At 71.7% G+C, this 24,533-nt stretch carries 16 protein-coding genes and 3 pseudogenes; 9 read left to right on the top strand and 10 right to left on the bottom strand.

What is annotated here, in order from left to right; translation table 11 throughout:
- Positions 1-24: 24 nt before the first annotated feature.
- From ACFYSH_RS31455 to ACFYSH_RS31440, 4 genes and pseudogenes are all read right to left on the bottom strand, one after another.
- Positions 25-1,848 carry a SpoIIE family protein phosphatase gene (locus ACFYSH_RS31455; RefSeq protein WP_359471635.1) on the bottom strand — a complete coding sequence of 608 codons (1,824 nt, stop codon included), beginning with the start codon at positions 1,846-1,848 and terminating at the stop codon, positions 25-27.
- A 348-nt stretch (positions 1,849-2,196) separates the two neighbouring features.
- Positions 2,197-2,854: pseudogene (locus tag ACFYSH_RS31450) on the bottom strand (hypothetical protein).
- A complete protein-coding gene (locus ACFYSH_RS31445) occupies positions 2,851-3,498 on the bottom strand; it encodes a CoA transferase subunit B (protein ID WP_359471633.1) in 648 nt (215 codons plus the stop codon). The pseudogene ACFYSH_RS31450 and the gene ACFYSH_RS31445 overlap by 4 nt, the downstream one beginning before the upstream one ends.
- On the bottom strand, positions 3,498-4,268 hold the full coding sequence (locus ACFYSH_RS31440) for a CoA transferase subunit A (RefSeq protein ID WP_359471631.1): 771 nt from the start codon (positions 4,266-4,268) through the stop codon (positions 3,498-3,500). Before ACFYSH_RS31440 ends, ACFYSH_RS31445 begins: the two co-directional genes overlap by 1 nt.
- Before the next feature lie 126 nt (positions 4,269-4,394).
- Between ACFYSH_RS31440 and ACFYSH_RS31435 the strand changes: the two genes are divergently transcribed.
- The 3 genes from ACFYSH_RS31435 to ACFYSH_RS31425 all read left to right on the top strand — a co-directional run bounded on the left by ACFYSH_RS31435 (position 4,395) and on the right by ACFYSH_RS31425 (position 8,790).
- On the top strand, positions 4,395-6,053 hold the full coding sequence (locus ACFYSH_RS31435) for an IclR family transcriptional regulator C-terminal domain-containing protein (protein ID WP_359471628.1): 1,659 nt from the start codon (positions 4,395-4,397) through the stop codon (positions 6,051-6,053).
- 242 nt (positions 6,054-6,295) lie between these two features.
- Entirely contained in the window at positions 6,296-8,476 is a 2,181-nt protein-coding gene (tkt, locus tag ACFYSH_RS31430) for a transketolase (protein WP_359471626.1), read from the top strand.
- A gap of 113 nt (positions 8,477-8,589) precedes the next feature.
- Positions 8,590-8,790 carry a type II toxin-antitoxin system VapB family antitoxin gene (locus ACFYSH_RS31425; protein WP_359471624.1) on the top strand — a complete coding sequence of 67 codons (201 nt, stop codon included), beginning with the start codon at positions 8,590-8,592 and terminating at the stop codon, positions 8,788-8,790.
- Positions 8,791-8,886: 96 nt separating this feature from the next.
- Here ACFYSH_RS31425 and ACFYSH_RS31420 read toward each other — a convergent pair whose 3' ends face one another.
- The 4 genes from ACFYSH_RS31420 to ACFYSH_RS31405 form a co-directional block, all read right to left on the bottom strand.
- Positions 8,887-11,745 (bottom strand): NHLP bacteriocin export ABC transporter permease/ATPase subunit, encoded by a 2,859-nt coding sequence (locus tag ACFYSH_RS31420; protein ID WP_359471622.1) that lies wholly within the window; start codon positions 11,743-11,745, stop codon positions 8,887-8,889.
- Between the two features lies 1 nt (position 11,746).
- Entirely contained in the window at positions 11,747-14,020 is a 2,274-nt protein-coding gene (locus ACFYSH_RS31415; RefSeq protein ID WP_359471620.1) for an NHLP family bacteriocin export ABC transporter peptidase/permease/ATPase subunit, read from the bottom strand.
- A complete protein-coding gene (locus ACFYSH_RS31410; protein WP_388756962.1) occupies positions 14,017-14,823 on the bottom strand; it encodes an HlyD family efflux transporter periplasmic adaptor subunit in 807 nt (268 codons plus the stop codon). The genes ACFYSH_RS31415 and ACFYSH_RS31410 overlap by 4 nt, the downstream gene beginning before the upstream one ends.
- An 85-nt stretch (positions 14,824-14,908) precedes the next feature.
- Positions 14,909-15,136, bottom strand: a complete 228-nt coding sequence (locus ACFYSH_RS31405) for a type A2 lantipeptide (RefSeq protein ID WP_359471616.1) — start codon at positions 15,134-15,136, stop codon at positions 14,909-14,911.
- 636 nt (positions 15,137-15,772) lie between these two features.
- Here ACFYSH_RS31405 and ACFYSH_RS31400 point away from each other — a divergent pair.
- The 5 genes and pseudogenes from ACFYSH_RS31400 to ACFYSH_RS31380 all read left to right on the top strand — a co-directional run.
- Positions 15,773-16,071 (top strand): annotated as a pseudogene (locus tag ACFYSH_RS31400) (xyloglucanase); the annotation flags it as partial.
- A 203-nt stretch (positions 16,072-16,274) separates the two neighbouring features.
- Positions 16,275-16,397, top strand: a complete 123-nt coding sequence (locus ACFYSH_RS31395) for a hypothetical protein (RefSeq protein WP_359471614.1) — start codon at positions 16,275-16,277, stop codon at positions 16,395-16,397.
- A gap of 343 nt (positions 16,398-16,740) precedes the next feature.
- The gene (locus ACFYSH_RS31390; RefSeq protein ID WP_359471612.1) at positions 16,741-17,520 is read left to right on the top strand and encodes a hypothetical protein; all 780 of its coding nucleotides are present in this window, start codon (positions 16,741-16,743) and stop codon (positions 17,518-17,520) included.
- Positions 17,521-17,639: 119 nt separating this feature from the next.
- A complete protein-coding gene (locus tag ACFYSH_RS31385; RefSeq protein WP_359471610.1) occupies positions 17,640-18,329 on the top strand; it encodes a class F sortase in 690 nt (229 codons plus the stop codon).
- A gap of 56 nt (positions 18,330-18,385) precedes the next feature.
- Positions 18,386-22,915, top strand: a complete 4,530-nt coding sequence (locus tag ACFYSH_RS31380) for a HEAT repeat domain-containing protein (RefSeq protein ID WP_359471608.1) — start codon at positions 18,386-18,388, stop codon at positions 22,913-22,915.
- 4 nt (positions 22,916-22,919) lie between these two features.
- Here ACFYSH_RS31380 and ACFYSH_RS31375 read toward each other — a convergent pair whose 3' ends face one another.
- Entirely contained in the window at positions 22,920-23,474 is a 555-nt protein-coding gene (locus tag ACFYSH_RS31375) for a DNA polymerase ligase N-terminal domain-containing protein (RefSeq protein ID WP_359471605.1), read from the bottom strand.
- 67 nt (positions 23,475-23,541) lie between these two features.
- Complete coding sequence (locus ACFYSH_RS31370) at positions 23,542-24,072, bottom strand: DUF4232 domain-containing protein (RefSeq protein ID WP_388756957.1); 531 nt, start codon at positions 24,070-24,072, stop codon at positions 23,542-23,544.
- Positions 24,073-24,264: 192 nt separating this feature from the next.
- Between ACFYSH_RS31370 and ACFYSH_RS31365 the strand changes: the two are divergent.
- Positions 24,265-24,533, top strand: a pseudogene (locus tag ACFYSH_RS31365) (glycoside hydrolase family 16 protein); the annotation flags it as partial.

The raw sequence follows: 24,533 nt of genomic DNA, 5'->3' as shown, positions 1-24,533 counted from the left end.
TTGTCGAGGGGCTCGTTGTGTGCGTCAGGTCGGCTCGGAGGTGTCCCTGACCGGCGTGTCCTCGATGCGGGAGCCGGGAGCTCCACGGCCGGGGGCGGCCGGGTTGTGGGCATGCTGCGGCTGTGCCTCGTCGTCGCCGGCGCCGCACCCCGCCGGCGGGGTGCGCAGGACCAGCAGGGCGACGTCGTCGCCGCTCGGGTCGATGCGGACCAGCAGTTCGTCGAGGAAGTCCTCGATGTCGCGGCGGGCCAGGGCCGAGGCGTGCCGGCGCAGCGTGGCGAGGCCGGCTTCGATGTCACGGGAGCGGCTCTCGACGAGCCCGTCGGTGTAGAGGAGGAGCGTGGACCGGGGTGGGAGGTCCGCGTGGGCGTCGGGCCACCCCAGCCCCAGGTGCAGGGCCGAGCTGAGACCGAGGAGCGGACCGTGACCGGCTTCGAGGAAGCGGGTGTGCCCGTCGGCGGTGATCAGCAGGGGCGGGGGGTGTCCGGCGTTCACCCAGTGGAGTTGCCAGGGCCCGCCCTCCTCGCCTTCGATGCGCGCGAAGACGCAGGTGGCCATGGGGGCGTCGCTCGTGTGGGTCATGGCCTCGTCCAGACGGCGCATGATCAGGCTGGGAGGTTTCGTCCGGTCCCAGGCCAGGGCGCGCAGCATGTTGCGCACCTCGGCCATGTGGGCTGCGGCCTTGAGGTCGTGGCCGACGACGTCCCCGATGACCATCGTCAGGACGCCGTCGCCGAGGAGGAAGGAGTCGTACCAGTCCCCGCCGATCTCCGCGGCAGTCTCGGCGGGCAGATAGCGGGCCGCCAGCTCCAGGTGGTCGACCTGCGGCAGTGGAGTGAGGAGCTGGCGCTGCATGGTCTCGGCGACGTGACGCTGCTGTTCGAACAGTTCTGCGGCTTCCATCACGAGGCCGGCGCGGCGCGCGATGTCGGAGAGCACGAAGACCTCGGCGTCGGTGTAGGAGGAGCCCGGCGCGACGCGGGCCACGGTCAGCGCGCCGAAGACCGTCCGCCGGGTGTGCAGGGGCACCACGACGGCGCAGGCGCCTCCCAACCGGTCGAACAGCTCCCGGTGGGCGATCGCGAGCGGGCTGTCCGGCGGCGCCGCCAGGGCGTCCGCGTCCAGCACGACGGGCTCGGCGTTCCGCAGCGCCTGTACGACCGGCGAGCGCGCGGATTCGGGCACGGGTGGCAGCGGACCCGTCAGCGCTTCGGCCGTCCCGTCATCGCCAGGAGCACGGACGGTGACGCGCTGCACCTCGTCCGTCCGCCCCGCCGTACGTACGTCGATCGCCGCCCAGTCACCCATGTCCGGTACGAGCAGCCCGGCCAGCCTGTGCAGCATCTCCGGTGTCTCCAGGGTGGAGATGAGGACCGTCGACACTTCCGCCACCATCGTCAGCCGCGCGGTGAGGCCTTCCAGCGCGGAGAGGTAGGCCGCGGTCTGCTCGGCGGCGTCACGGTGCAGGCTGAAATCGTGGAAGACGACCACCGTTCCTTCCAGGTGCCCCTCGTGCCGCAACGGAGTGGCAGCCCAGATGATCGGCACCAGGCTGCCGTCCCCACGGAGGAAGTGTTCCTCGCTGCCCTCGGCCGGCCGGCCGCTCTCGAGGACGGTCAGCATGTCGCACTCGCTCCGCGGGACCGTGCCGCCGTCCGCTCCGCGGTGCAGCAGATCATGGATGTCGTGCCCGAGCATCTGCTCCTGCGGACGGTCGAGGAGCCGTGCCGCGCGTGGATTGCACGCGTCGATCCGACCGGTGGCGTCGGTGACGAACACCCCTGCCCCCAGGCTGTCGAACACGGTGCGCATGAAGTTGATCTCCAGCAGCCCTCCGGCGGACCTCATCGAACGGCCCTCGTCCCTGGGCGGACCTCTTCGCCCGTGCTCGACCGGATCACGTCTGCCGTGCCGCCCGGCGGCGGAAGCCGCACGGGCGACTTCTCCGCCGTCGGCGTCGCGGTCTGGGAGGTCATGGGCCCATGCCTTCCGCTTCGTGGTCGGGGCCGTGCCCGGTCCGCGCGGTGAAGAGGCCGGACGGATGCGCGGCACCACAGCATCTGTTCATCATTCATCCGGGACGCCTGTTCCGCCGCTCGGGAGAGCCCACCGCGATCGCGAGCGAGGCCCGGTCGGCTGTGCCGGGGGAGGCCGACCTTGACGGAAGCCCCGCGCAGGGCGCGCGCGTCCGGTGGGCTACCTCTCCAGCACCAGCGCGGAGCCCTGGCCCACGCCGATGCACAGCGTCGCCACACCGACCCCGGATCCGGCGGCCCTGAGCTGGTGGGCGATCGAGCCCGCGAGACGGGCTCCCGAGGCGCCGAGGGGGTGGCCGATCGCGATCGCTCCGCCGCGCGGGTTGAGCACGGACGGGTCGAGATCGGGCCACTCGGCGACGCAGCCCAGTACCTGGGCGGCGAAGGCCTCGTTGAGCTCGAGGGCGGTGAGGTCGGTGAAGCTCCTGCCTGCCCGGTCCAATGCCCTGTTCACGGCTTCCCGCCGGCCACGACGAGCGAGTGGTCCCCCAGCGCCACGGCGCGTGCCGCGTGCACCACGGCTTCGAGGCCGGAGGCGCAGAGCCGGTTGACGGTCACGCCGGGAACGGAGACCGGCAGGCCCGCGAGGAGCGCGGCCATCCGGCCGACTTGCGGTTCTCCTCGCCCGCGCCGTTGGCGTTGCCGAGCACCACGTCACCGATGCGCGACGGGTCGAGCTCCGGGGTGCGGCCGAGCAGCGAGCGGATGGCGTGGGCGGCGAGGTCGTCGGGCCGTACCTGCGCGAGCGCCCCGTTGTACTTGCCGATCGGGGTGCGGACGGCGTCGACGATGTACACGTCGCGGGGGCGGAAGCTCATGAGGCGTTCCTTTCGGGCGTACGGACCGGAGCGGCCGTCCGCTCCAGGACCTCGGCGACACTCACCCCAGGGGCGGTCTCCACCAGGACCAGGCCGTCGTCCGTCACGTCCAGCACGGCGAGATCCGTGACGATGCGGTGGACGCACGCCTTGCCGGTCAGCGGCAGGGTGCACTCCTCGACGATCTTCGGGGTGCCGTCCTTGGCGGTGTGCGTCATGGTCACGATGACGCGGCGGGCCCCGTGCACGAGGTCCATGGCTCCGCCGATGCCGGTCACCATCTTGCCCGGCACCGCCCAGTTGGCGAGGTCGCCCCGGGCCGAGACCTCCATCGCGCCGAGCACGGCGGCGTCGATGTGACCGCCCCGGATCATGCCGAAGGAGAGCGCCGAGTCGAAGAACGCGGCGCCCGGCCTGACGGTCACCGTCTCCTTGCCCGCGTTGATCAGATCGGGGTCGACATCCTCGTCGTACGGGAAGGCGCCCGTGCCCAGGATGCCGTTCTCGGACTCCAGGACGACGTGCACGCCCTCCGGCAGGTGGTTCGGGATCAGCGTCGGCAGTCCGATGCCGAGGTTGACGTACTCGCCGTCGCGCAGCTCCGCGGCCGCCCTCGCGGCCATCTCGTTCCGGTTCCAGGCCATCAGCCCCGCGCCTCCCGCTCCGTGACCGTCCGCTTCTCGACCTTCTTGTCCACGACCTGTTCGGGGGTCAGCGCGACCACCCGCTGCACGAAGATGCCCGGCAGGTGCACATGGTCCGGGTCGATCTCGCCCGGCTCGACCAGTTCCTCGACCTCCGCGACGGTGATGCGGCCGGCCATGGCGGCGAGCGGGTTGAAGTTGCGTGCGGACTTGTTGAAGACGAGGTTGCCGTGCCGGTCGCCCCTCGCCGCCCTGACGAGGGCGAAGTCCGTACGGATGCTGTGCTCCAGGACGTACTCGGTGCCGTCGAACGCGCGAACTTCCTTGGCCGGGGAGGCCAGCGCCACCCCGCCTTCGCCGTCGTAGCGCCAGGGGAGTCCGCCGTCGGCGACCTGCGTTCCCACCCCCGCGGGGGTGTAGAAGGCCGGAATCCCCGCCCCGCCGGCCCGGAGCCGCTCGGCCAGGGTGCCCTGCGGGATCAGTTCGAGCTCCAGTTCGCCCCCGAGGTACTGCCGGGCGAATTCCTTGTTCCCGCCGATGTACGAGCCGGTCACCCGGCTGATCCGGCCCGCCGAGAGCAGCACCGCGAGACCGGAGTCCATCGCTCCGCAGTTGTTGGACACGACGTCGAGCCCGTTGACGCCGGTCTCGTACAGGGCGTCGATCAACACCTTCGGCACACCGCTGAGGCCGAAGCCTCCCACTGCCACCGAGGCGCCGTCCGGCACGTCGGCGACGGCCGACGCCGCTGACGCGACCACCTTGTCCATGGAACCGCCCATCCGCTAATGTTCGCATGGTGAAGTTTCCTTCACTAAGATGCCTAAGTTTGCCGCCCGGATCAGAGCCCTGTCAATGGTGATGACACCTGTCGGCCCCGTCCGACCGGAGGACAGATGCCACCGACCAGCACCACCGGGCCCGGCGCGGAGGCGCCTGCCGAGGCCGTCGCACCGCTCATGCGCGGGATCGCCGTGCTGCGCCGGCTGACCGACGCGGACGGCTCCCTCAGCCTCAGTGACCTGGAACGCGCCACCCGACTCGCCCGCTCCACCGTCGACCGGGTCACACGCACCCTCGCCAGGACGGGCTACGTCCGCCTCGACGGCCGGACCGTCACCCTCGCACCGCGCCTGATGGAACTGGGCAACGCCTATCTGGCCTCGATCCGCCTCCCCGGGCTCCTCGGTGAGCTGGTGGAGGCCCTCGCGGACGAACTCGACGAGTCCGTGTCGCTCGCGGTGCCCGACAACGGGGACATCCGCTTCGTGCACCAGGCCACCCGGCGCCGTGCGATGTCCCTGAGCTTCCGCATCGGCGACCTGCTGCCCGCCGAACGCACCGCCCCGGGCGCGGTCTTCGCCACCGTCTGGGGGCCTGCGGAGTGGCAGGCCTGGCGGGAGAGGCGGGTCTCCGACCCGGCGGGAGCCGGCTACCCGTCCCTGCCGCCGCGTCCGGCGGACGACACCTTCGAGGAACGGGTGGGCGCGGCCCGGGCCGACGGCTGGGCGCTGGACGACCAGTTGATCGAACCAGGCCTCCTCGCCCTCGCCGTACCCGTACGGGACCCCGCCGGAAGCATCGCGTGCGTCCTCAGCGTGGTCAGCCACACCAGCCGGCACAGCGCGCAAGGGCTCCACGCCAGTCTGCTGCCACGGTTGCGCGACGCTGCCGCGGCCATGGAAGGCCGGCTGCGGGACGCGCCCCCCGGCGGCTGCGCACCCGCCCCGGGCCGCCTTGCCTCGTGGACGGCCGCCTCGAAACAGGAACTGGGCCGGGAGTTCGTCGAGTCCCTCGCCAGGGGCCTGACCGTCATCACCGCCTTCGGTGACGGCGGCGCCGTTCTGACGCTCAGCGAAGTCGCCCGCGCCACCGGCCTGTCCCGGGCCTCCGCGCGCCGCGCGCTGATCACCCTCGAACACCTCGGCTACGTGGCGGCCGACGGGCGGGACCACCGGCTGACCCCGCGTGTCCTGGCACTCGGATATCCGCCCCTGTCCCGCATCACCCTGCCGCGGATCGCCGAACCGCACCTCGCCGCACTGGCGGGGCGGATCCACGACTCGACCTCCCTCGCGGTGCTCGTGGACGACTCCGTGCAGTACGTGGCGCGTGCGGCCACCCACCGCATCATGAACGTCAACATCACCGTCGGCACACGGCTCCCCGCCTTCGCCACCTCGCTGGGCCGCGTCCTGATGGCCGATCTGCCCGCCGCGGAACTCGGACCCCTCCTCGACCACGCGGAGCTGCGGCCCCTGGCCCCCCACACCCTCACCCGCCGTGCCGAACTCGAAGCCGTGCTGGAGCGCGTGGGAACCGACGGATACGCCCTGGTCGACGAGGAGCTGGAAGCGGGCCTGCGCTCGATCGCCGTACCCGTGCGGGACCGGGAGGGCACCGCGGTCGCGGCCGTCAACGTCGCCATGCACAGCAGCAGCCGGACGATCGACGCGTGCCTGGACCAGGTGCTGCCGGAACTCCGTCTCACCGTCGGCCGCATCGAGTCCGAACTGCACACCGCGGACCGCTTCACCCACGTGGCGGCGGTGTGAACCGGGCGTGGTACGGATGCGGTCCGGCCGTCCGGTCCCCGTACGGGCGGAGCGACGCGGGACCGGTTCGGCCGGCTGGCAGGGCCGGTTGCGGGTAGGCGAACGGACGGCGGGACCTCCACCGCACCGCCGGGCGCCCTCCGGGTGCGGAGGGCACGGGGAAAACGGAGGATGCGAAAGGTGGCCGGAGGGCCGCACCGGCCGACCCGGCGTACCGAGAAGCGACATCCGAGGGAGACACCATGGCGCCCGAACGATCCTCTTCCGGCAGCACCGCGTCACGCGACCCGGGCCTCGCCCGGCCGGTGGCCCAACGGGCGGGGTGGAACGACGTGGACCTGCGTGCCGTCGACACCGTACGGGTGCTCGCCGCCGACGCCGTGCAGAAGACCGGCAACGGCCACCCTGGGACGGCGATGAGCCTGGCACCGCTCGCCTACCTGTTGTTCCAGCAGGTCATGCGCCACGACCCCGCCGACGACCAGTGGCTGGGCAGGGACCGCTTCGTCCTCTCCTGCGGCCACACCAGCCTCACGCTGTACATCCAGCTCTACCTGGCCGGCTACGGCCTGGAGATGGACGACCTGAAGGCGTTGCGGACCTGGGGATCGGCGACCCCCGGCCACCCGGAGTACCGGCACACCCGCGGTGTCGAGATCACCACGGGACCGCTGGGCCAGGGCATGGGCGCGTCCGTCGGGATGGCGATGGCCGCACGCAGGGAGAGGGGCCTGCTCGACCCGGACGCCGCACCGGGCACCAGCCCGTTCGACCACCACGTGTACGTGCTGGCGTCCGACGGCGACATGATGGAAGGCGTCGCATCCGAGGCCGCGTCCCTGGCAGGGCATCAGCGGCTGGGAAACCTCATCACTTTCTACGACTCCAACCACATCTCCATCGAGGACGACACCGACATCTCGTTCAGCGAGGACGTCCCGGCCCGCTTCGCCGCGTACGGCTGGCATGTGCAGACCGTGGACTGGACCCGTACGGGTGACTACGTCGAGGACGTCGACGCACTGCTCGACGCGATCGAGGCGGCGAAGGCGGAGCGGACCCGGCCGTCGCTGATCACGCTGCGCACGGTCATCGGGTGGCCGGCCCCGACGAAACAGAACACCGGCAAGGCACACGGAGCGGCTCTGGGGGACGACGAGGTCGCCGCGACCAAGCGGCTCCTCGGCTTCGATCCCGAGGCGTACTTCCCGATGGAGGACGAGGTCCTCGCCCACACCCGGGCCGTGGGGGAGCGGGGCGCGGACGCCCGGAAACGCTGGCAGCGGACCTACGAGGACTGGCGTACCGCCGCTCCGGAGCGGGCAGCCCTGCTGGACCGTCTCCGCCAGCAGGAACTCCCCGAGGGCTGGACCGACGCCCTCCCGTTCTTCCCGGCCGACGCGAAAGGCATGGCCACCCGTAAGGCGTCCGGCAAGGTGCTCACCGCGCTGGCACCGGTCCTGCCCGAACTGTGGGGCGGCTCCGCGGACCTCGCGGGCAGCAACAACACCACCATGGACGGCGAGCCCTCCTTCATCCCCGCCGACCGGCAGACGGCCGAGTTCGCGGGAGGCCCCCACGGGCGGACCCTGCACTTCGGTATCCGTGAGCACGCGATGGGCGCCGTACTCAACGGCATCGCGCTGCAGAGCCTGACGCGCCCCTACGGCGGCACGTTCCTCACGTTCAGCGACTACATGCGCCCCGCGGTCCGCCTCGGCGCCCTGATGAAGCTTCCCGCCACCTATGTGTGGACCCACGACTCGATCGGCCTGGGCGAGGACGGCCCCACCCACCAGCCCGTCGAACACCTGGCCGCGCTGCGCGCGATCCCCGGACTCGACGTCGTCCGTCCCGGTGACGCCAACGAGACCACCACCTGCTGGCGGACGATCCTGGAGCACACCGACCGCCCCGCCGGCCTCGTCCTGACCCGGCAGAACCTTCCGGTGCTCGACCGTGCCGACGGTGTCCACGCCTCCGCCGAGGGCGCGGCCCGCGGCGCCTACATCCTGGTGGAGGCATCCGGGACCGCCCTCGACGTCGTCCTGGTGGCCACGGGCTCGGAAGTCCAGATCGCTCTCGAAGCCCGCAAACTGCTGGTCGACGAAGGGCTGGCCGTACGCGTCGTCTCGATGCCCTGCCGCGAGTGGTTCGCCGAGCAGCCGCTGTCCTACCAGGACGAGGTACTGCCGCCCGAGGTGCGCGCCCGCGTCAGTGTCGAGGCCGCCGTGGGCCAGGGCTGGCGCGAGGTGGTCGGCGACGCCGGCCGGATCGTCAGCCTGGAGCACTACGGTGCGTCGGCCGCCTACGAGCGGCTGTACGAGGAGTTCGGCATCACCGCCGAAGCCGTCGCCGCGGCCGCACGTGCCAGCATCCGCGACGCGGTGGAGCCTCCGCGGCCGGGCGGGCGACGGCCTTGACCGGTGCCGCGTCGAGCGACGTCGGCCCTGTCGTCGTCCTGTGCGACGAACCGCGGGGAAACGAGCCGCTGCTGTGCGACTGTAGGGTCCGGACCGACGAAGGGGGGCCGCGCATGGCCAAGGTCAACATCAGTCTCGATGCCGAACTCGTGGTGGAGGTGATGGTCCTGGCCGGGGTCGGTTCCCCCCAGGACGCCGTCGAAGTGGTCGTACGTGACTACATCGCCCGGGGGCACCGCACCGAAGCACGTGCCGAGCTCAAGGAGCAGAAGCTGCGTGAGGTCGAGGTCAAACCGCAGGAGACCCAGGGCTGACCACTGTCATCGCGTGATGTCGCACCGGCTCCGTCGGCACGCGTCCGAGGTTCGCCACCAGGGCACGCGAACCTGGCACGATCCGAACGAAAGGCTTCAGTTCAACTGGCGCCGTACCAGTTCATGGAGCTGCCCGGTCGTGTCCGCCAGGAGTTCGGCGGGCGGTCCCTCCTGGACCACACGGCCGTCCGCCATGACGATCACGCGATCGGCGTCCATCACGGTGGTCAGCCGGTGCGCGATCACCACGCGGGTGGCCCGCAGGGACCGGGTGCTCTCGATCACCGTGCGCTGGGTCTCGTTGTCCAGCGCACTGGTGGCCTCGTCGAAGAACAGGATGCGGGGACGCCTTACGAGCGCCTGCGCGATCATCAGCCGCTGGCGCTGTCCTCCGGAGATCGAACCACCGCCGGAGATCATCGTGTGCAGCCCCATCGGCATGCGCTTGATGTCCTCGGCCAGGCCCGCCATCGCGGCGGCTTCCCACGCCTCCTCCTGCGTGAAGACCTCGGCGCCGCAGATGCAGTCAAGGATCGATCCGGACAGTGGCTGGGCGTTCTGCAGCACCACGCCGCACTGACGGCGCACAGCCGCCTGGTCGAGCGCCGTCAGATCCTGGCCGTCGTACAGGACGCTGCCCGTGACCGGCTTGTCGAAGCCGATGAGCAGCCTCAGCAGCGTCGACTTGCCGCAACCGCTCGGGCCCACGATCGCGACGAACTCACCGGGCCGCACGGTCAGCGACACCTCGTCGAGGACCGTCGGGCCGTCGTCGGAGTAGCGGAAGGAGACACCTCTGGCCTCGATCTCCCCGGTCAGCACGCCCGGCTGGGTGCTGGCGCCGCGCACCTCGGGCGCCTCGTCGAGCACGGGCTTGATCTGCTCGAACATCGGCAGCACCGCCGCGGCCGACACGAACGCGCCGGTGAGCTGGGTGACGGCCGTCAGCAGCATCGTCACGGACGTGTTGAAGGTCAGGAACTCGGCGGCCGTCAGAGAACCACGCGCCGGGCCCGCCAGCAGGACGAAGACGACCAGCGAACACAGCGGCAGGTACACCGCGTTGAGGACCGTCGTCAGATTCTTGATCCGGCCCGCCCGCTTCTGCAGCTCACGGCTGCGGGCGAACTCCCCGGCCCACGCCCCGTACGCGAAGCTCTCCGCCGCCGCGACCCGCAGCTTGGGCAGCCCTCGCAACGTCTGGAACGCCTGGTTGTTCAGCTTGTTCCCCAGTTCGACCAGCCGGCGCTGCCAGCGCAGCTCCCACATGCCCATGGTCAGGAACACCCCGGCGATGACCACCAGCATCGCGACGGCGGCGAGCGCCAGCGGGACACTGAACCAGAGCAGCAGGCCCAGGTTCACCACCCCCAGGGTGCCCGCCTGCACCACGACGGGGCCCGTACCGGACAGCACCCGGCGGATGGCGCTGACTCCCATGGCCGCGCTCGCCAGTTCACCCGTGGACCGCTCGGTGAAGAACTTCGTCGGCAGCCGCAGCAGACGGTCCCAGACCGCGGGTTGCAGCGTGCTCTCGATCCGCCCCTCCATCCGCAGGATCGTGAGGTTCTGCAGCAGCATGAAGACCGCCGAGACGACCCCGGAGATGATCACGGCCAGCGACACCTGCACGATGAGTCCGGTCCGGGCGTTCGGTACGTACACGCCGAGCACCTTGCCCGTCGCGATCGGCACCAGCGAACCCAGCGCGACGGTCACCAGGCCCGCCAGCACCAGCCTCCGCAGGTCGCCCCGGGTGCCGAACAGTCCGAAGCGCAGCAGCTGCCACTTCCCCAGCGGCTGCTCGGGCAGCGGTCGGTAGAACATCACCGCCCGCTGCTCGAACTCCTCGGCCGAGGTGCGGTCGACCCGGCTGCGCCGCCCGGTCAGCGGGTTGACCGCCTCGTAGCGGCCACGGCGCCAGAGCAGGGCGACCGGCGCCCCGGACGCGGCACGGTGGCCGACCAGCGGCCCGGAGTTCTCCCGCCACCAGCGCCCGCTGAGCCGCACCGCACGGGTGCGGATGCGTGAGGCGACCGCGACACGCTCGACCGGGTCGATCCGGTCGCTCACCGCGCCGCCCGTCGCGGCCTCCGCGAGGACGATCCCGGACTCCCGGGCCACCAGGCGACAGGCCGCGTACACCGCGTCGTCCGAGGCCCCTGCCGCGGGCGAAGAGCCCCTCCGGGACCGGCCGATGGAGGTCAGCAGCGCCTGGTCGGCCTCCTTGCGGACCGCCTCGCCCGCCTTCATCCCGGCCGCGGTCCGGTCCTCGTGCGCGCGCTCCAGCTGTTCGATCCAACGGTCCAGCGCCGACAGCAGGCGGAACTGCTGGTTGACCATCCCCTGCCACATCGCCGGATCGACGAGCAGATCACCCGCGGCCTCGGCGCTGAACGCGGCGCCGTACTGCACACTGCCGGGTGACACCGGCAGCCAGAGGATGTCGTCGTCGCCCACCGTTTCGTCGAGGGTCGTCCGCCCGTCCAGCGGCGCCTCGAACAGCACACGCTGGCTGCGGCCCACACCGAGCGAGAAGGCGTGCTCCAGCAGACTGAGCGTGGCGTCCCCGGTGTCGTAATGGCTGCGGTACTGCCCCTCGTACGCGCCCTGGCCGGTGTACTCCGGCCGGTACAGCTCACGCAGCGGGATCCGGCGCAGCACGCACTCCTGGAGGGGCCGGCCGACCAGGGTGTGCTGAGGGCCCTCGACCGGGCCCAGCACCAGCGTTCCCGGTTCGAGGCGCCCCAGGAAGTGCCAGTGTCCTTGTTCCGCCGCGTCCACGGCGAACAGGTCGAGGGCGCCGCCCACGACGAGCCACAGCACCTGCGGGCCTTCCAGGGACAGGCTTCGCAGCCCGGTGCAGTCGACCGGCTCGCCGAGCGCTCCCAGCGCGCCGATGACCGGGTCCGGCCCGGGCGCCTCCGTGCCCGCGAGAGGATGTACGGACACCATGTCAGTGCTCCCTGACCAGATCGGCGTACGGGCCTCCGGCGGCCACCAGGTGCTCGTGCCGGCCGCGCTCCACCACGGTCCCGTGGTCCAGGACCACGATCTCGTCGCTGTCGCGCACGGTGCTCAGCCGGTGCGCGATCACGACACAGGCACAGCCGCGCCGCCGCAGGTTGTCGATGATGATCCGCTCCGTCTCGGCGTCCAGCGCGCTGGTGACCTCGTCCAGGACCAGGATGCTGGGGCGGCGCACGAGCGCCCGGGCGATCTCCAGGCGCTGACGCTGCCCGCCGGAGAAGTTACGGCCGTCCTGCTCCACCCGGCTGTGGATGCCCCGGGGGCGGCGGGCGACGACGTCGTACAGGGCGGCGTCCCGCAGGGCGTCGGTCACGGCCTCGTCCGGTACCGAGGGATCCCACAGCGCCACATTGTCCCGGACCGTCCCCTCGAAGAGGAAGACGTCCTGGTCGACGAAGGACACGGACGCGGCCAGTGCCCCCCGGGGTATGTCCTCCAGACGCTGCCCGTCGATGCGGATCGTGCCTTCCCACGGGCCGTAGAGCCCCGAGATGAGCCGCGAGACCGTCGACTTGCCGCTGCCGGAGCCACCGACGAGCGCCACCTGCTGCCCCGGTCCCACGGACAGGGAGAAACCGGTGAGGAGCGGCTTGTCGAGCGGGCTGTAGCCGAAGGTGATGTTCTCCAGCGTCACGTGTCCCTTGAGACGGCGGGTGCTAGTGGCCGGCTCCCGGCGGGAGTACAACGGGTCGACCGGGAAGTTCTCGACGTCCTTGAGGCGGGCCACATCGGCCGCGAAGTCCTGCACGCGGCCCGCCACCCCGTTGAGCCGGGTGAGCGGCGCGGTGAAGCGGGTCACCAGCGCCTGGAAGGCGACGAGCAGACCGATCGAGATGTGCCCCTCGACGGCACGCAACCCGCCGATCCACAGGATCAGCGCGCTGTTGAGCGTCGCGAGGGCGGGAGCGACGATCCCCAGCCAGGCGCTCGGCACCCCGAGGCGCTGCTGTTCCTCCAGCGTCGCCGCGTGCTGCCCGGCCCAGCGGCGGAAGTATCCGTTCTCGCCGCCCGTGGCCTTCATGGTCTCGATCAGCTGGAGACCGGTGTACGAGGTGTTCGTCAGCCGTGCGCTGTCGGCCCGCAACTTCTGCGTGCCTACGGCCCGCATCCGTACCACGATGCGCATCGCGACCACGTTGAGCAGCGCGATACCCACCCCGATGACGGTCAGCTGAGGATCGTAGGTCCACAGCAGGAACGCGTAGAGGAGGACGACGATGCCGTCCACGCCGGCCGCGGTGAGATCCCGGGCGAGCGTCTCGGCCACGGCGTCGTTGGACTGAAGGCGCTGGACCAGGTCGGCAGGGCTGCGCTGCGAGAAGAAGGTGACCGGCAGCCGGAGCAGGTGCCGGAAGAAGCGCGCGCTGCCGAGCGTGGACGAGATGATGCGCCCGCGCAGCAGGTTCGCCTGCTGCAGCCAGGTCAGGACGACGGTGAGGGCGACCATGCTGCCCATCGCGGCGAAGAGCACGCCCAGCAGGGAGGTCTGCTCGCCAATCATGAACATGTCGATATAGGTACGGCTCAGGGCCGGGAGCGTCGCCCCGACCGCCACCAGCAGCAGGCTCGCGAGCAGGGCGACCAGCATGGTGCCCGTCGTGCCCCGCAGCCGGGCCGGCAGCGCGGCCATGACCCCGGGCTTCCGTCCGCCGCGCCGGAAGTCGTCGCCGGGCTCCAGGACGAGGACGACACCGGTGAAGCTGGTGTCGAAGTCCTCCGTGGGCACGAACCGGCGCCCCTTGTCGGGGTCGTTGATGTGCACACCCCGTCGTCCGAGGCGCCGCCCCACACCGTCGTACACGACGTAGTGGTTGAACTCCCAGAAGAGGATCGCGGGCGCCCGGACCTCCGCGAGTGCCGAGGGCTCCATCTGCATGCCCTTGGCCTGGAGACCGTAACTACGGGCGGCCTTGAGCACGTTGCTGGCCCGTGAGCCGTCACGCGAGACACCGCAGGCGATCCGCAGTTCCTCCAGCGGAACATGGCGGCCGTGGTGTGCGAGCACCATCGCCAGCGAGGCCGCACCGCACTCCAGAGCCTCCATCTGGAGCACGGTGGGGGTGCGCACGGTTCTGGCACGTCCCCCCGTCGGCGCGGAGCGCGGCCGGCGTCTGCTGCCCGGGGTCCCTTCCGGACGGTGCCTGCCGCGGCCGGGAGGCGGCAACTGCTGGGCGGCGGGGGAGGGGGGCGGTGCGGTCACGGGAGCAGCCAATCGATCGGGCGCTGGTCGGAGAGACGGACGGAACCGGTGGCCAGGGTCATGGAACCGATGGGGTAAGGGGGGCCGTCGGCGGAGGACCACCGGTAGCCGGACTTCGTGGAGTCCGAGCGCTCGATCTTGACCAGGACCGCCAACGGCCTGCCGTGCCTGGAGAACTGTTCGCCCAGTTGGGCGTCGCCGAGGAAGCGGGTGATCTGCTGCTGTGTCTGCGCCGTCCTGCCGACCGCCGCCACCTCGCCGCGCAGCACCCCGTACTGCTGGGCGGGCACGGACTGGACGGTGAGGTCGACGGAGGCGCCCACCGGGACCGAAGCGGCGCTGCTGCCGGACACGTACAGCAGGACGACCAGTGGATCGTCGGCGCCGTCGATCCGCTCGACGCTCGCCACGTCGGCGCCGGTGGTGACCACCGCGCCGATCGTGGCGGTCACCGAGGTGAGGCGCCCCGCGTCGATCGTGCGGACGACGCGTTCACCCTGTTCCGTGCGGACCTTGAGCAGAGGGGAGTTCCGGGGCAGGGTCTCGCCCTCGTCGGCGAGCACCTCGGTGATCTGCCCGGCGACCGGGCTCTGCAGGATGTAACTGCCGCGGGAGTGCGTGAGGATGCCGGGCGCGTCGAGCGTGCCGGCGACGGAGCCTGTCACGGCCCAGAAGCCGGCGGCGGCCATCACGGCGACGGTCACGCAGAGGACGAGCAGGCCCTGCGGGCGGGCGAAGCGCACCGGGAGATCGAGCTGCTCGGGCGACTGCAGCTTGGAAAGGGCCTGCTGGCGGAACTGCACTGAACTCTTCCCTCACCTGTCAGCGATCGGCACCGAGCCCCGGAACCGATCGGTTCCGGGGCTCGGCGGGGTACTGCCGTGTCTCTCAGAGACCGGCGGTCAGACCGGAGGCCAGGCCGGTGACCGCGCCCGTGTTCACGCCGGTGGCGGACTCGACGAGACCGGTGACCGAGCCGACGACACCGGCGACCGGGACGATGCCCTCGACGGTGCCCGTGACATTGCCGAGCACGCCGCCGACGAGGCCGCCCGAGACGTTGTCGAGCTCGGCGTCGGAGATCTCGGCGGTCTCGACCTGGGGGGTGTAGTTCATGATGAGCGCTGCCCTTCGTGTGGAAATTGCTTATGTGCGGAAGCCCGGTGGCGCGGCCTCCGCATGGCCCAGGATCAAAGCACGCCTTCGCCTCGCACAGCCAATCGAACTGCGGTGGATCCGTGATTGTCGACCCCTTCGGATCGACTCGCGTGCAGACGCGTTCATTTCATCGCGGCAGATTCTTCACGAGCTTCACCGCATGAATTCTGCGTCGTTGCAACCGTTCACCCAGCAAGTGGGGCACTCCCTCCCCAATCGCCCTGCGGGTCGCCCTCGACCTGCCCTTTCGTACCGGATTCGGTGATCGGTGTGCGCACGCCGTGTGCAGGTTTCCGAGGTCGGGCCGTCCCTGTGCTTTTAGGTGTGGGTGATGTGGGTCGCCGGGCGGAGTTCGAAGTGGATCGATATTCACGTCGCGGTGAAAGGTGAGAGCGTTTCTCTTCTGTTTGTGTGTCATCTGCGCAGGGGTGACGTGTTCATGAATTGCCTATCGGTTTGCCGTGTCCATCGCGCCACGTAGCCTCCGGACATGTGGGGGAGGTGTGCCGATTTCTGTATTGGCTGTGGACGGTGTGCCCTCTGTGCAGAGGTCGAAGGGAGCTGCCCTGATTCATCCGATCAAACCGCCGCGCCGACCCGTTCGACTCGAACCGGATGATGTACGGCACGGGTGCGGCGGTCTACGGCACCGAGAATCTCACTGCCTGGGACGCCGGCGGCCAGTTCAAGATCGCGCCCATGGTCAAGGGGCTGGAGGAGACCGCCGTCAACGACCTGGCGAGCCCGCCCTCCGGTGCGCCGCTGCTGAGCGCGCTCGGTGACATCGGGGGATTCCGGCACACCGACCTCGACGCGGCACCCGCGATGGCACGGTCGTGCGGGTCGGCAACGCTGACGCCGCTCCGCACATCGGCTCCTTCTCGTCGGGCGGGGAGGCCTGCACCGTCGGGTGACGTCAGGCGGGCCGAAAGGGGGCACACCCACACCTCCCAGGGCGTGCTGCGTTCGAGTGCACGCACCTCGCCCTGGGAGGTATCCGTGCTGGAAGTGGTGGCGCGGACGCCCATGGACGCGCGCAGCAGCGCCCGCCCTGGGCATCCCCGCCGCGCACGACGGCTTCGGCACGTTCCGCCGCGTGCACGGGGCGAGCGACGGCGAAGCGGTCCTCGTACGGCCCGACGGCTGTCCGGGGCTGGGCGCCACCGAGGCGGCCGTCCCGGAAGCGGCCGCGTACCCGCACGACCTCTTCGGGGCGTGACGCTGTTCCGCGCGGACGGGTGGAGCGATGCAGGACGGGCCGTCAGACCTCCTGGGGTTCGGGAGCAGTGCCGGCCGGATGTTCCTCGCGCCGCTCCCACGAGTGCCGCGCAGGCCCTACACCGCTGATCGTCTCCGCCCAAACCTCCTCCCGGCGTGGCGTGCCGTCCAACGGGTGACATCTGGCTCCCTGTCACACGATGAGCCCACCGTGTAGCTCGAATGCGGCCTTCCCGAGTGGTGCCCCTCCGCATTTCCGCTGACGGTGGATCACGTCGCACCCGTGATCCGATGAGCCGGCAACCAGCCGGCCAGCGCGGGAGTGGCGAAAGGACTGTGTACCCATGCGCTCTGCCCGCACCCTGTTCGCATCGGCCGCCGTCACGGCGGTCCTCGCGGTCTCCGCCCCCGCCGCATACGCCGTGACCTCGTCGGACGACTGGGACAAGGACAGCGGCTCCTCCGCGAGCAGCAATGACGACCGTGAGAAGCCGGACTCGTGGAAGCACGACAAGCCTGAGGGCGGTGTGCACGCCGGTGGCGGCGCGCTGGCCGGTGTGTCGGCCGACGACTGGGAGAAGGACAAGGACGAGGACAAGGACGAGGACAAGGACAAGGGCAAGGAGTCCGGCTCCGGGAACAACGACGACCGTGAGAAGCCGGACTCGTGGAAGCACGACAAGCCTGAGGGCGGTGTGCACGCCGGTGGCGGCGCGCTGGCCGGTGTGTCGGCCGACGACTGGGAGAAGGACAAGGACGAGGACAAGGACGAGGACAAGGACAAGGGCAAGGAGTCCGGCTCCGGGAACAACGACGACCGTGAGAAGCCGGACTCGTGGAAGCACGACAAGCCTGAGGGCGGTGTGCACGCCGGTGGCGGCGCGCTGGCCGGTGTGACGGCCGACGACTGGGAGAAGGACAAGGAGTCCGGCTCCGGCAGCGTCTGGGACAGCGAGCAGACCTGGAAGCACGAGAAGCCCGAGGGCGGCGTCCACACCGGCGGTGGAGCGCTGGCGCTCTCCGGCAGCGGCCTCGCCGCAGGCTCGGTGCTGATGCTCGGCGGCCTGGGCGCCGTCGCGTACAAGCTGCGCCGCCGCAACGCCTCGGGCGCTGCGGCCGCCTGACGGGGTCCCGCACCGCTGCATGGCTCCTGCCGTGGCCGCCGCCCCTTCCCGGGGGGCGGCGGCCACGCCGATTTCCTCGTACAAGCCGCCCCCTGTCGTCCGTGAAAGGCAGCATGCGCATGGCCGCCCCGCAGTCGTCCGACACAGAACCCGCCCCCCCTGCCGCCGGCCGTTCCCTGCTGTGGCCCCTCGCAGCGGTGGGGCTGGGCTTCCTCCTCGTGTACAACTCCTTCGACGCATCGGCGGGAGTCCCGCCGGCGCCCGCTGTGGTGTCTCTTCCCTCACCCTCGAAGCCGGCCTCGCCCGCCCCGTCGGCATCCGCGTCCGCCCCTTCGCCGGGGCTGCCCCGGTCCGAGCCCGTGCGGATCCGGATCAGGTCGATCGCGGTCGACGCCCCCTTCACGCCGCTGTCGATCGGCTCCTCCGGGCAGCTGAACGCCCCGCCGGCGGACGACGCGAATCTGGTCGGTTGGTTCAAGGACGGTGCCACTCCAGGCGAGCGCGGCACCTCGGTGGTGGCCGGGCACGTCGACACCAAGACGGGCCCTGCCGTGTTCCTGCTGCTCAGCACACTCAAGTCGGGCAACACCGTGGACATCGCCCGGCGGGACGGCACCATCGTCAGCTTCGAGGTCGACGAGGTCGAGACCTTCAGCAAGGCGGACTTCCCGGACGAGCGGGTGTACGCCGACACCGGCAAGGCCCAACTGCGACTGATCACCTGCGGCGGGGAGTACAACAAGAAGAAGAAGGACTACGAGGACAACGTGGTGGTGTTCGCGCACCTGGCGTCCGCCAGGAAATACTGAGGCGGCCCCAGGAAAGAGCCCGGCATGATCGGCACGAGAGGCCCTAATATCCCGGGGTGACCACGAGCCCCGCGGACGCGCGGACACAGCAGCGACACCTGGGCCCGGCGGGGTGCGACGTGCCGGTGGACATCTGCCCGGCCCACGAACTTGGGCCGCTCATCGGGGATGTGGACCGCCGGGTGCGGTATCGAGGGCTCAGCCTTCTCGCCGAGCGGGCGGCCGCACCCCGGCTGTCGGCCGGCGAAGCGGCCGAACTGGCGGCACTGCTGCCGGGGGAACTGCCGGAGTCACCGGACGAGTCGCTACTCCTGGCCGGGCTCCACGGGCGGCTCGGCATCCACCTTCCGGGTCGGCGGCTGCCGGCGTGGCGTGCGGCCCGCGGGCTGCCGGAACGGGTGAGGATCGCCTGGCTGCGCGCCGAACTCCTCACCAACCCCTCGGCGCTCCGGGACGAACGGCCCGGCGAACCGCTCTACCAGGCGGTGCGGAGCATCGACGCCGGGCAAGCCCACCGCCCGGACCGGCTCGTGGCCGAAATCCTGGCCACCCGTGACCCCGTCCTGCGTGCGGAGGCGGTCCGGCTGATCCGGCAGGCCCTGCGTGCCGGGCTGCTGGCTCCCGGCCTCGCCCGGGCTCACCTGGCCGGGCTGCTCGGCGCGGATCCGGACGACATGGTCACCGCGGCTGCCGCCCTGGCGGAACTGGCCGAGCCCTGGGCGGCGGCGGACGCCCTGCCCGCAGCCCGATTCGTTCCGTATCTCAACCCCGCACAGGCGGTCCCTGTCGCGGTTCCCGCGCTCACCGCCGCGGCTCGGCACGGGCACGCATCTCTGCTGTGGCGGACGGCGGCGGACCTCGCCGTGTCCCCGGAGGTACGGCGCCTGGCCCTGGAACTCCTCGGCGACCTGGCGGAACGCGGTGACATCGGCGCCCTCCTCGACATCGCAGCCCAGGACCCGCTGCTGCTCGGCGGACCCGCGGTGATCTGCCTGCGAGGTCTCCACAGGCGCGGGCACTTCCCGGACGTGTCCCAGGCGCCGGCTCTCGTCGGCCTGGCGCTGGCCGACCACTCGCTCGATCCTCGTACGCTCGCCACGATCCTCTACACCTGCCGCCGCACGACGCTGGACCTGCTCGTCGACGCCCCGGCGGACGACCCGAGCTGGCCGCGCCGGCTCACTCTGCTCGTAGCCCTGGCCGGGCAGGGCACGGGGGACCTCCCGGTCGGGGCGGCGGTCACCCGTCTCCTGCCCTCCGCGCGTGTACCCGCGCCGTTCCTCGACGCGATCCGTGAACTCCGTCACGAGGGCGCCGAGGAGACCGTTCTCGCGCTGCTGCCCCGAGCCCCGGAGGCGGCCCTCGACACCCTCGAGGCCATCGGTACGCACCGTACGGTCGAGGTTCTGACCGAAGCGCTCGGTCCGGACACCGACGGCCGTCGGATCGCGTCCTTCCTCCGCCCGGTACGCCACCGGGCACTGGAACTCCTGTGGCAGCTGAACACCGACCCGGACCTGCGGCGCCACCTCCTCGCCCGCGTCGATCCCACAGCACCGCCCCCGGCCGTCGCGGCGGACCTCGGCGCCCCGGACGAGCGGGAACTGGCCCTGCTGGCCGCGGGTCCGGAGCCCGCAGACCCGGTCGTCGCGCTGTGCGCGCTCGCGGCGCACGGCAGCGCGTCCACCCTGCCCGCCGTCACCGGCCTGCTGCTGCGGGTCGTGAGCGAACTGGCGGCGTCCTGGGAGACCGTGGAGACCGGCCGGCGTCCGGCACCCGCCCGCGCAGAGGAACCCGTCGTCCCCCAGGAGATCGTGGACGCCGTACGTGGTCTGGGCAGTCGGCTGCACGAGCGGCGCAGGATCAGACCCGTCTGCCTACTCGGCACCCGGGACGCCCGCGAGGCGGGCGACGCGCTGCTGGCCGGGATCGTGCTGGACCTGCTGGACCGGCCTGGACTGCCGGCCCGTCAGCAGTCCGTCCTGCTGGAGGTGCTGCGCCGCGCGCCCACGGCCCGGGCCCGGCCCCGTGTCCACCGGCTGCTGCGCCACCGCGATCCGCACGTGCGCAAGCAGGTGATCGCCCTCCTGGCCACGGGCGCCGAGGACGAGGACGCGCAGGCACTGTCGGCCACGCTGATCGCGCTGACCCGGGCCGAGGACGTCCAGACCGTACGGCAGTCACTGCTCGCTCTCGGCCGGGCGGAGGCACACTGGGCCTGCCCGGCGGTCGCCGCCCTCCTCGGCCACCCCACCATGAACATCAGGAAGACCGCCGCATCGGTCCTGGTGCGCACAGGAACACCGGCCGCTGTGCCCGGCCTCCTGCGCGCACTCGGCCGCGACGACAACCCGGGCCTGCGCGCGGGGCTCGTCGCCGCACTGCGGGCCGTGCTGGGTGACGCCTGTACGGCCACGCTCCTCGCCGCCGCCGGGCGCTCCCAGGACGCCCGTGAGCGCACCCTGCTGCTCCAGGGTCTCGACGGCGCCCTCGCCTCCCGCACCGTTCTCGTCCTCGCCGATCAGGGCTCCCCGGTCCTGCCCGACCTGCTCGCTCTGGTCGGGGACGGCCGGATCCGCCTCGGTGAGGGGAGCGCCGCCGATCTCGTGGAGCTGTCGGCCGTGCACGGGATCACCACGTCGGCCCACCCGCCGTCCGCGGAGGCGGACTCCTGGACCGCCACGCTCATCGACCACGGCTGGAACGCCCTGGCGGCCCTGCGCCTCGCGGACAGTCCGGACGCCCTGGGGGCGAAGCGGCTGGGGGAGCTTCGGCCGATGCTGGCGAACTGGCTGTGCCTGGCCCGGTCCCTCCCGGAAGCCGCCCGGGACCGGGTCCTGGGGCTCGTCCTGCGGCTGTGCCCCCCGAAGTGGCCGGCCGACGAGCTGGAGCACTTCGCGGGCGCCGCCCAGGTGCTGGTGGAGGGGCTGGCAGGTGAGCGGGAGCACCGGCCCGGACTCCTCTCCGTACTCCAGGCCGTGGCGCCCCGGCTCGGCGATGAGCAGCGCTTGGCGATCGCCGATGCGGTACGCGGCCTGTCACCGCCGGAACATGTGCGAGCGCTGCGGCTGCTCCGCGCCTGCGATTCCGTACTGAGCAGGGACGATCTGGACCGGGCCCTCGCCGCCGCCCGCCTCGACGCCGAAGCCCGGGAGGCCGGGACCGCCGTACTGCGGGAAGCCTTTCGTTCGCCGGTCCCGCTCCCGCCGGACCGCGATGTGCAGGCCTGGCGGTCCGCGCTGCACGCGGCCCTCCGCACGCGCCCCGCGCTGGAGGAGTTCAGGCGCCGCGACCGGTGCCCGCCAGGCTCCCGCCACCGCCTGTCGGCCCTGATGGCCGCCTACTCCGACGCAGACGACGACGGCGCACGCACCGCGCTCGTCGACTGGATGACGGATCTCCAGCCCCTCGGAACACCGCCGTGGACGCTGGCCGAGACAGCCGCCCCGGCTTCGGGAACCGTACGCGCCGACGACCCCGGCCGGCCGCGTTCCGCCGCACAGCGCAGCCGGCTGCTGGACCTGCTGCACGCGCCCGACGCGGGCCGTAGGTCCCAAGCCGCCCAGCAGCTCCTGGACTGGCCGGAGCCGGAGACGGCCCGCGCGGTCCTCGACGCGTACCTCCGGGGACGTGTTCCTGCGGGGCCGAGCGGCAGCCTGGCCCGCACGCTGGCCACCGTCGACCCGGCGGAACTGAGCGGTGAGGAGATCAGGCCCGCCGAGGTGGCCGCACTCGCCGGGCATCTCCGGCCCTGGGACGTCGTGCCACTGATCCCCCTGCTGCTCGGCTGGTGGGAGCACGGCCCCGCCGACCTGCGGACGGAAGCCGGCCGCGCCCTGCGCACGGCACCCGCCGATGTGCTCGCGGAGCACCTCCGCCCCCGCATCGAGGCCGGGGCCTGGGGTTTCCTGGACCTGCTGGCGGGTCTGCGACTGCTTGGCTCCCCGGACATGACGCGGATCCGGAAGCGGCTGCGCGCGGAGGGGCGCGACGACCTTGCCGCGAGTCTCCTCCTGGACGAAGGGCCGAGCCCCGCCGCCCCTCGTACGACGGCTCACGTTGCAGCCGTCCACCGCCCAGGGCGCCCGGAACTGCTGCGCCTCGCCCGCACCGGCGGCCCGGAGCAGATCCGCAGAGCCCTCACCCGTCTCGTGGAGGAGCACGGCGGCCGGACGGCGGACCGGGACCCCGTGCTCAAGGAGGTCCTCGGGGAACTGCTGACCCATCCCAGACCCAAGGTCAGGCTGCTCGCCCACCGGACTTCGCGCTCTCTGCTGGACCGGTCCGCCCATCTGCACCACACCGAGGCCCTGCTGGACGACCCGCAGCCGGACATCAGGCGCATGGCGATCCGCACGCTCTGCCGTGCCGGCTGGGAACCCGCCGTTCCCGCGATGGTCGCCCTGCTGGACCATACGCATCCGGCCGTCCGAAGAGAGGCTGCCAAGGGGCTGTTGCTGATGGGCTCATCCGTGGTTCCCGCTCTGCGGCGCGCCGTCGGACATGCCCGCCCCGACCGGCGTGCCCGCTACACGGGCGTCCTGGAACGGCTCACCGGAGCGGAGGAGGGGCCACCTCCGCCGTGAGGTGTCAGCGGGCGCTCTCCTGCTCCGCCACGGCGACCTGGTGCAGTGTGCGGCCGGTGCGTGCGGAGCGTGCGTGGTACGGATCGGGGGTGCCCGGCCGGTCGTGGACGGCCTGCCGGTCGTCGGCCTTGATCAGCAGCCACGCCTCCGGCCCCCGTGTCCCGTTCTCGTCGTCGATACGGAAGCGGGTGAGCGCGAATTCGCCGTGCAGTTTGGTCCCGTCGAGCCGGAACGTGGCGTGCCCGCGTTCCAGTGACTCGGCGAACGGGACGGGCGCGCCCGTGAGATCGTGACTGGTCGGGCGATAGGTGCCCTGGTCCCAGACGATCACGGTGCCGCTGCCCTGCTCTTCCCGTGGGATGACACCCTCGAACTCGCGATACTCCAACGGGTGGTCATCCGTCGGCACGGCCAGCCGTTTGTCGCTCGGATTGTCCGACGGGCCGCGCGGCACGGCCCATGACTTCAGGACGCCGTCGACCTCGAGACGGAAGTCGAAATGCATACGCCGGGCGTCGTGGATCTGCACCACGAAGCGCCGTGTGCTTTCGCTGTCCATGCCTCCACTGTGCCGCCATCGGCAGGACCCCGCACGGCGGCGGCCGACGCGGCGCCCGCAGGGCCGGTCAGCCGGTGTGGAGCTCGAGAGCCGCGTCGGCCGCCGCGCCCGAGGGGTGCCACCAGGTGGTCACCGGTTCCCATACCCGGATCCCGTCCGGTGCCCCCAGCGTGGCGGCGTCGAACGTCCGCCCGCGGTGTGAGGGGTCCCCGGCCACCGTCAGCCGGTCCACGACCCGCAGCTCCGTGGCCGCCGGGTCAAGGGTGCGCACCGCGGCGTAGGCGGAACCGCCCGCCGGCAGGCGGTACGGACCGCTCTCGCCCTCGGGCACCGGCAGAGCGGGCCCGTCCAGATCGCCGAAGACGACCGTGGGGACGCGGTCGACGACGCACATCTGCCGGCCCTGGTTGGTGATGCTGATCCGCACCGTTGCGGGCCGGTCCGAGGCTGCCGCGGCGACCGTCAAGGATGCATCCCCGCACCGGGGGAGAGAGGGCGCTGCGGTGGGGGTGGCGGCCGGCGCGGCGCTTGCCGGAGCCGGCAGGGCGAAGGCCAGGGCGAATGCGGCGGGAAGGAGGACTTCGGTACGGATGCGCATGAGTTGTCCGTTCCCCTCCGCGATGACTTCTACCCGTATCCGCCCGCTCCGGACCAGATCCTTGACGGGCCGCGGGCCGCTGCCTTGAATCACCTGTTGAAAGCAGAGCATGATGTGGGCACGCCAAGTGTTCACCTCTCGGCGTCAAACTGTCATGTGCATGCTTCCCCTCCCCCCACCCTGAAAGATGTGATGACTGTGCCTTCCCCCCACCACGCGGCGCGGCGCATCCCCAAGAGGCGGCGCACGATGCTGCGCACCGCTCTCACGCTGCTCTGCTGCTCCGTGGCCATGACCGCGCTTCCCGCCGGAGCCTCGGCCGCACCCGACCCCCACACGGTTGCGCCCTTCACGGCTTCCCGGGCGGCGGCCGCCGTCACGTTCGCCGACGAGTTCGACGGGCCCGCCGGCTCCGCCGTCGACGGCGGCAAGTGGCAGACCGAGACCGGCGACAACGTCAA

This window comes from Streptomyces sp. NPDC005791 (genome assembly GCF_042871485.1).
In the GTDB taxonomy this organism is placed as follows: domain Bacteria; phylum Actinomycetota; class Actinomycetes; order Streptomycetales; family Streptomycetaceae; genus Streptomyces.
The sequence above is the reverse complement of the archived record's forward strand: the minus strand, read 5'-3'. Positions and strand labels throughout refer to the sequence as shown.

Coding starts and splice junctions, on each gene's coding strand:
- ACFYSH_RS31455 (WP_359471635.1), bottom strand. CDS start 1,848: ATGAGGTCCGCCGGAGGGCTGCTGGAGATCAACTTCATGCGCACCGTG.
- ACFYSH_RS31445 (WP_359471633.1), bottom strand. CDS start 3,498: ATGGCCTGGAACCGGAACGAGATGGCCGCGAGGGCGGCCGCGGAGCTG.
- ACFYSH_RS31440 (WP_359471631.1), bottom strand. CDS start 4,268: ATGGACAAGGTGGTCGCGTCAGCGGCGTCGGCCGTCGCCGACGTGCCG.
- ACFYSH_RS31435 (WP_359471628.1), top strand. CDS start 4,395: ATGCCACCGACCAGCACCACCGGGCCCGGCGCGGAGGCGCCTGCCGAG.
- tkt (WP_359471626.1), top strand. CDS start 6,296: ATGGCGCCCGAACGATCCTCTTCCGGCAGCACCGCGTCACGCGACCCG.
- ACFYSH_RS31425 (WP_359471624.1), top strand. CDS start 8,590: ATGGCCAAGGTCAACATCAGTCTCGATGCCGAACTCGTGGTGGAGGTG.
- ACFYSH_RS31420 (WP_359471622.1), bottom strand. CDS start 11,745: ATGGTGTCCGTACATCCTCTCGCGGGCACGGAGGCGCCCGGGCCGGAC.
- ACFYSH_RS31405 (WP_359471616.1), bottom strand. CDS start 15,136: ATGAACTACACCCCCCAGGTCGAGACCGCCGAGATCTCCGACGCCGAG.
- ACFYSH_RS31390 (WP_359471612.1), top strand. CDS start 16,741: ATGCGCTCTGCCCGCACCCTGTTCGCATCGGCCGCCGTCACGGCGGTC.
- ACFYSH_RS31385 (WP_359471610.1), top strand. CDS start 17,640: ATGGCCGCCCCGCAGTCGTCCGACACAGAACCCGCCCCCCCTGCCGCC.
- ACFYSH_RS31375 (WP_359471605.1), bottom strand. CDS start 23,474: ATGGACAGCGAAAGCACACGGCGCTTCGTGGTGCAGATCCACGACGCC.
- ACFYSH_RS31370 (WP_388756957.1), bottom strand. CDS start 24,072: ATGCGCATCCGTACCGAAGTCCTCCTTCCCGCCGCATTCGCCCTGGCC.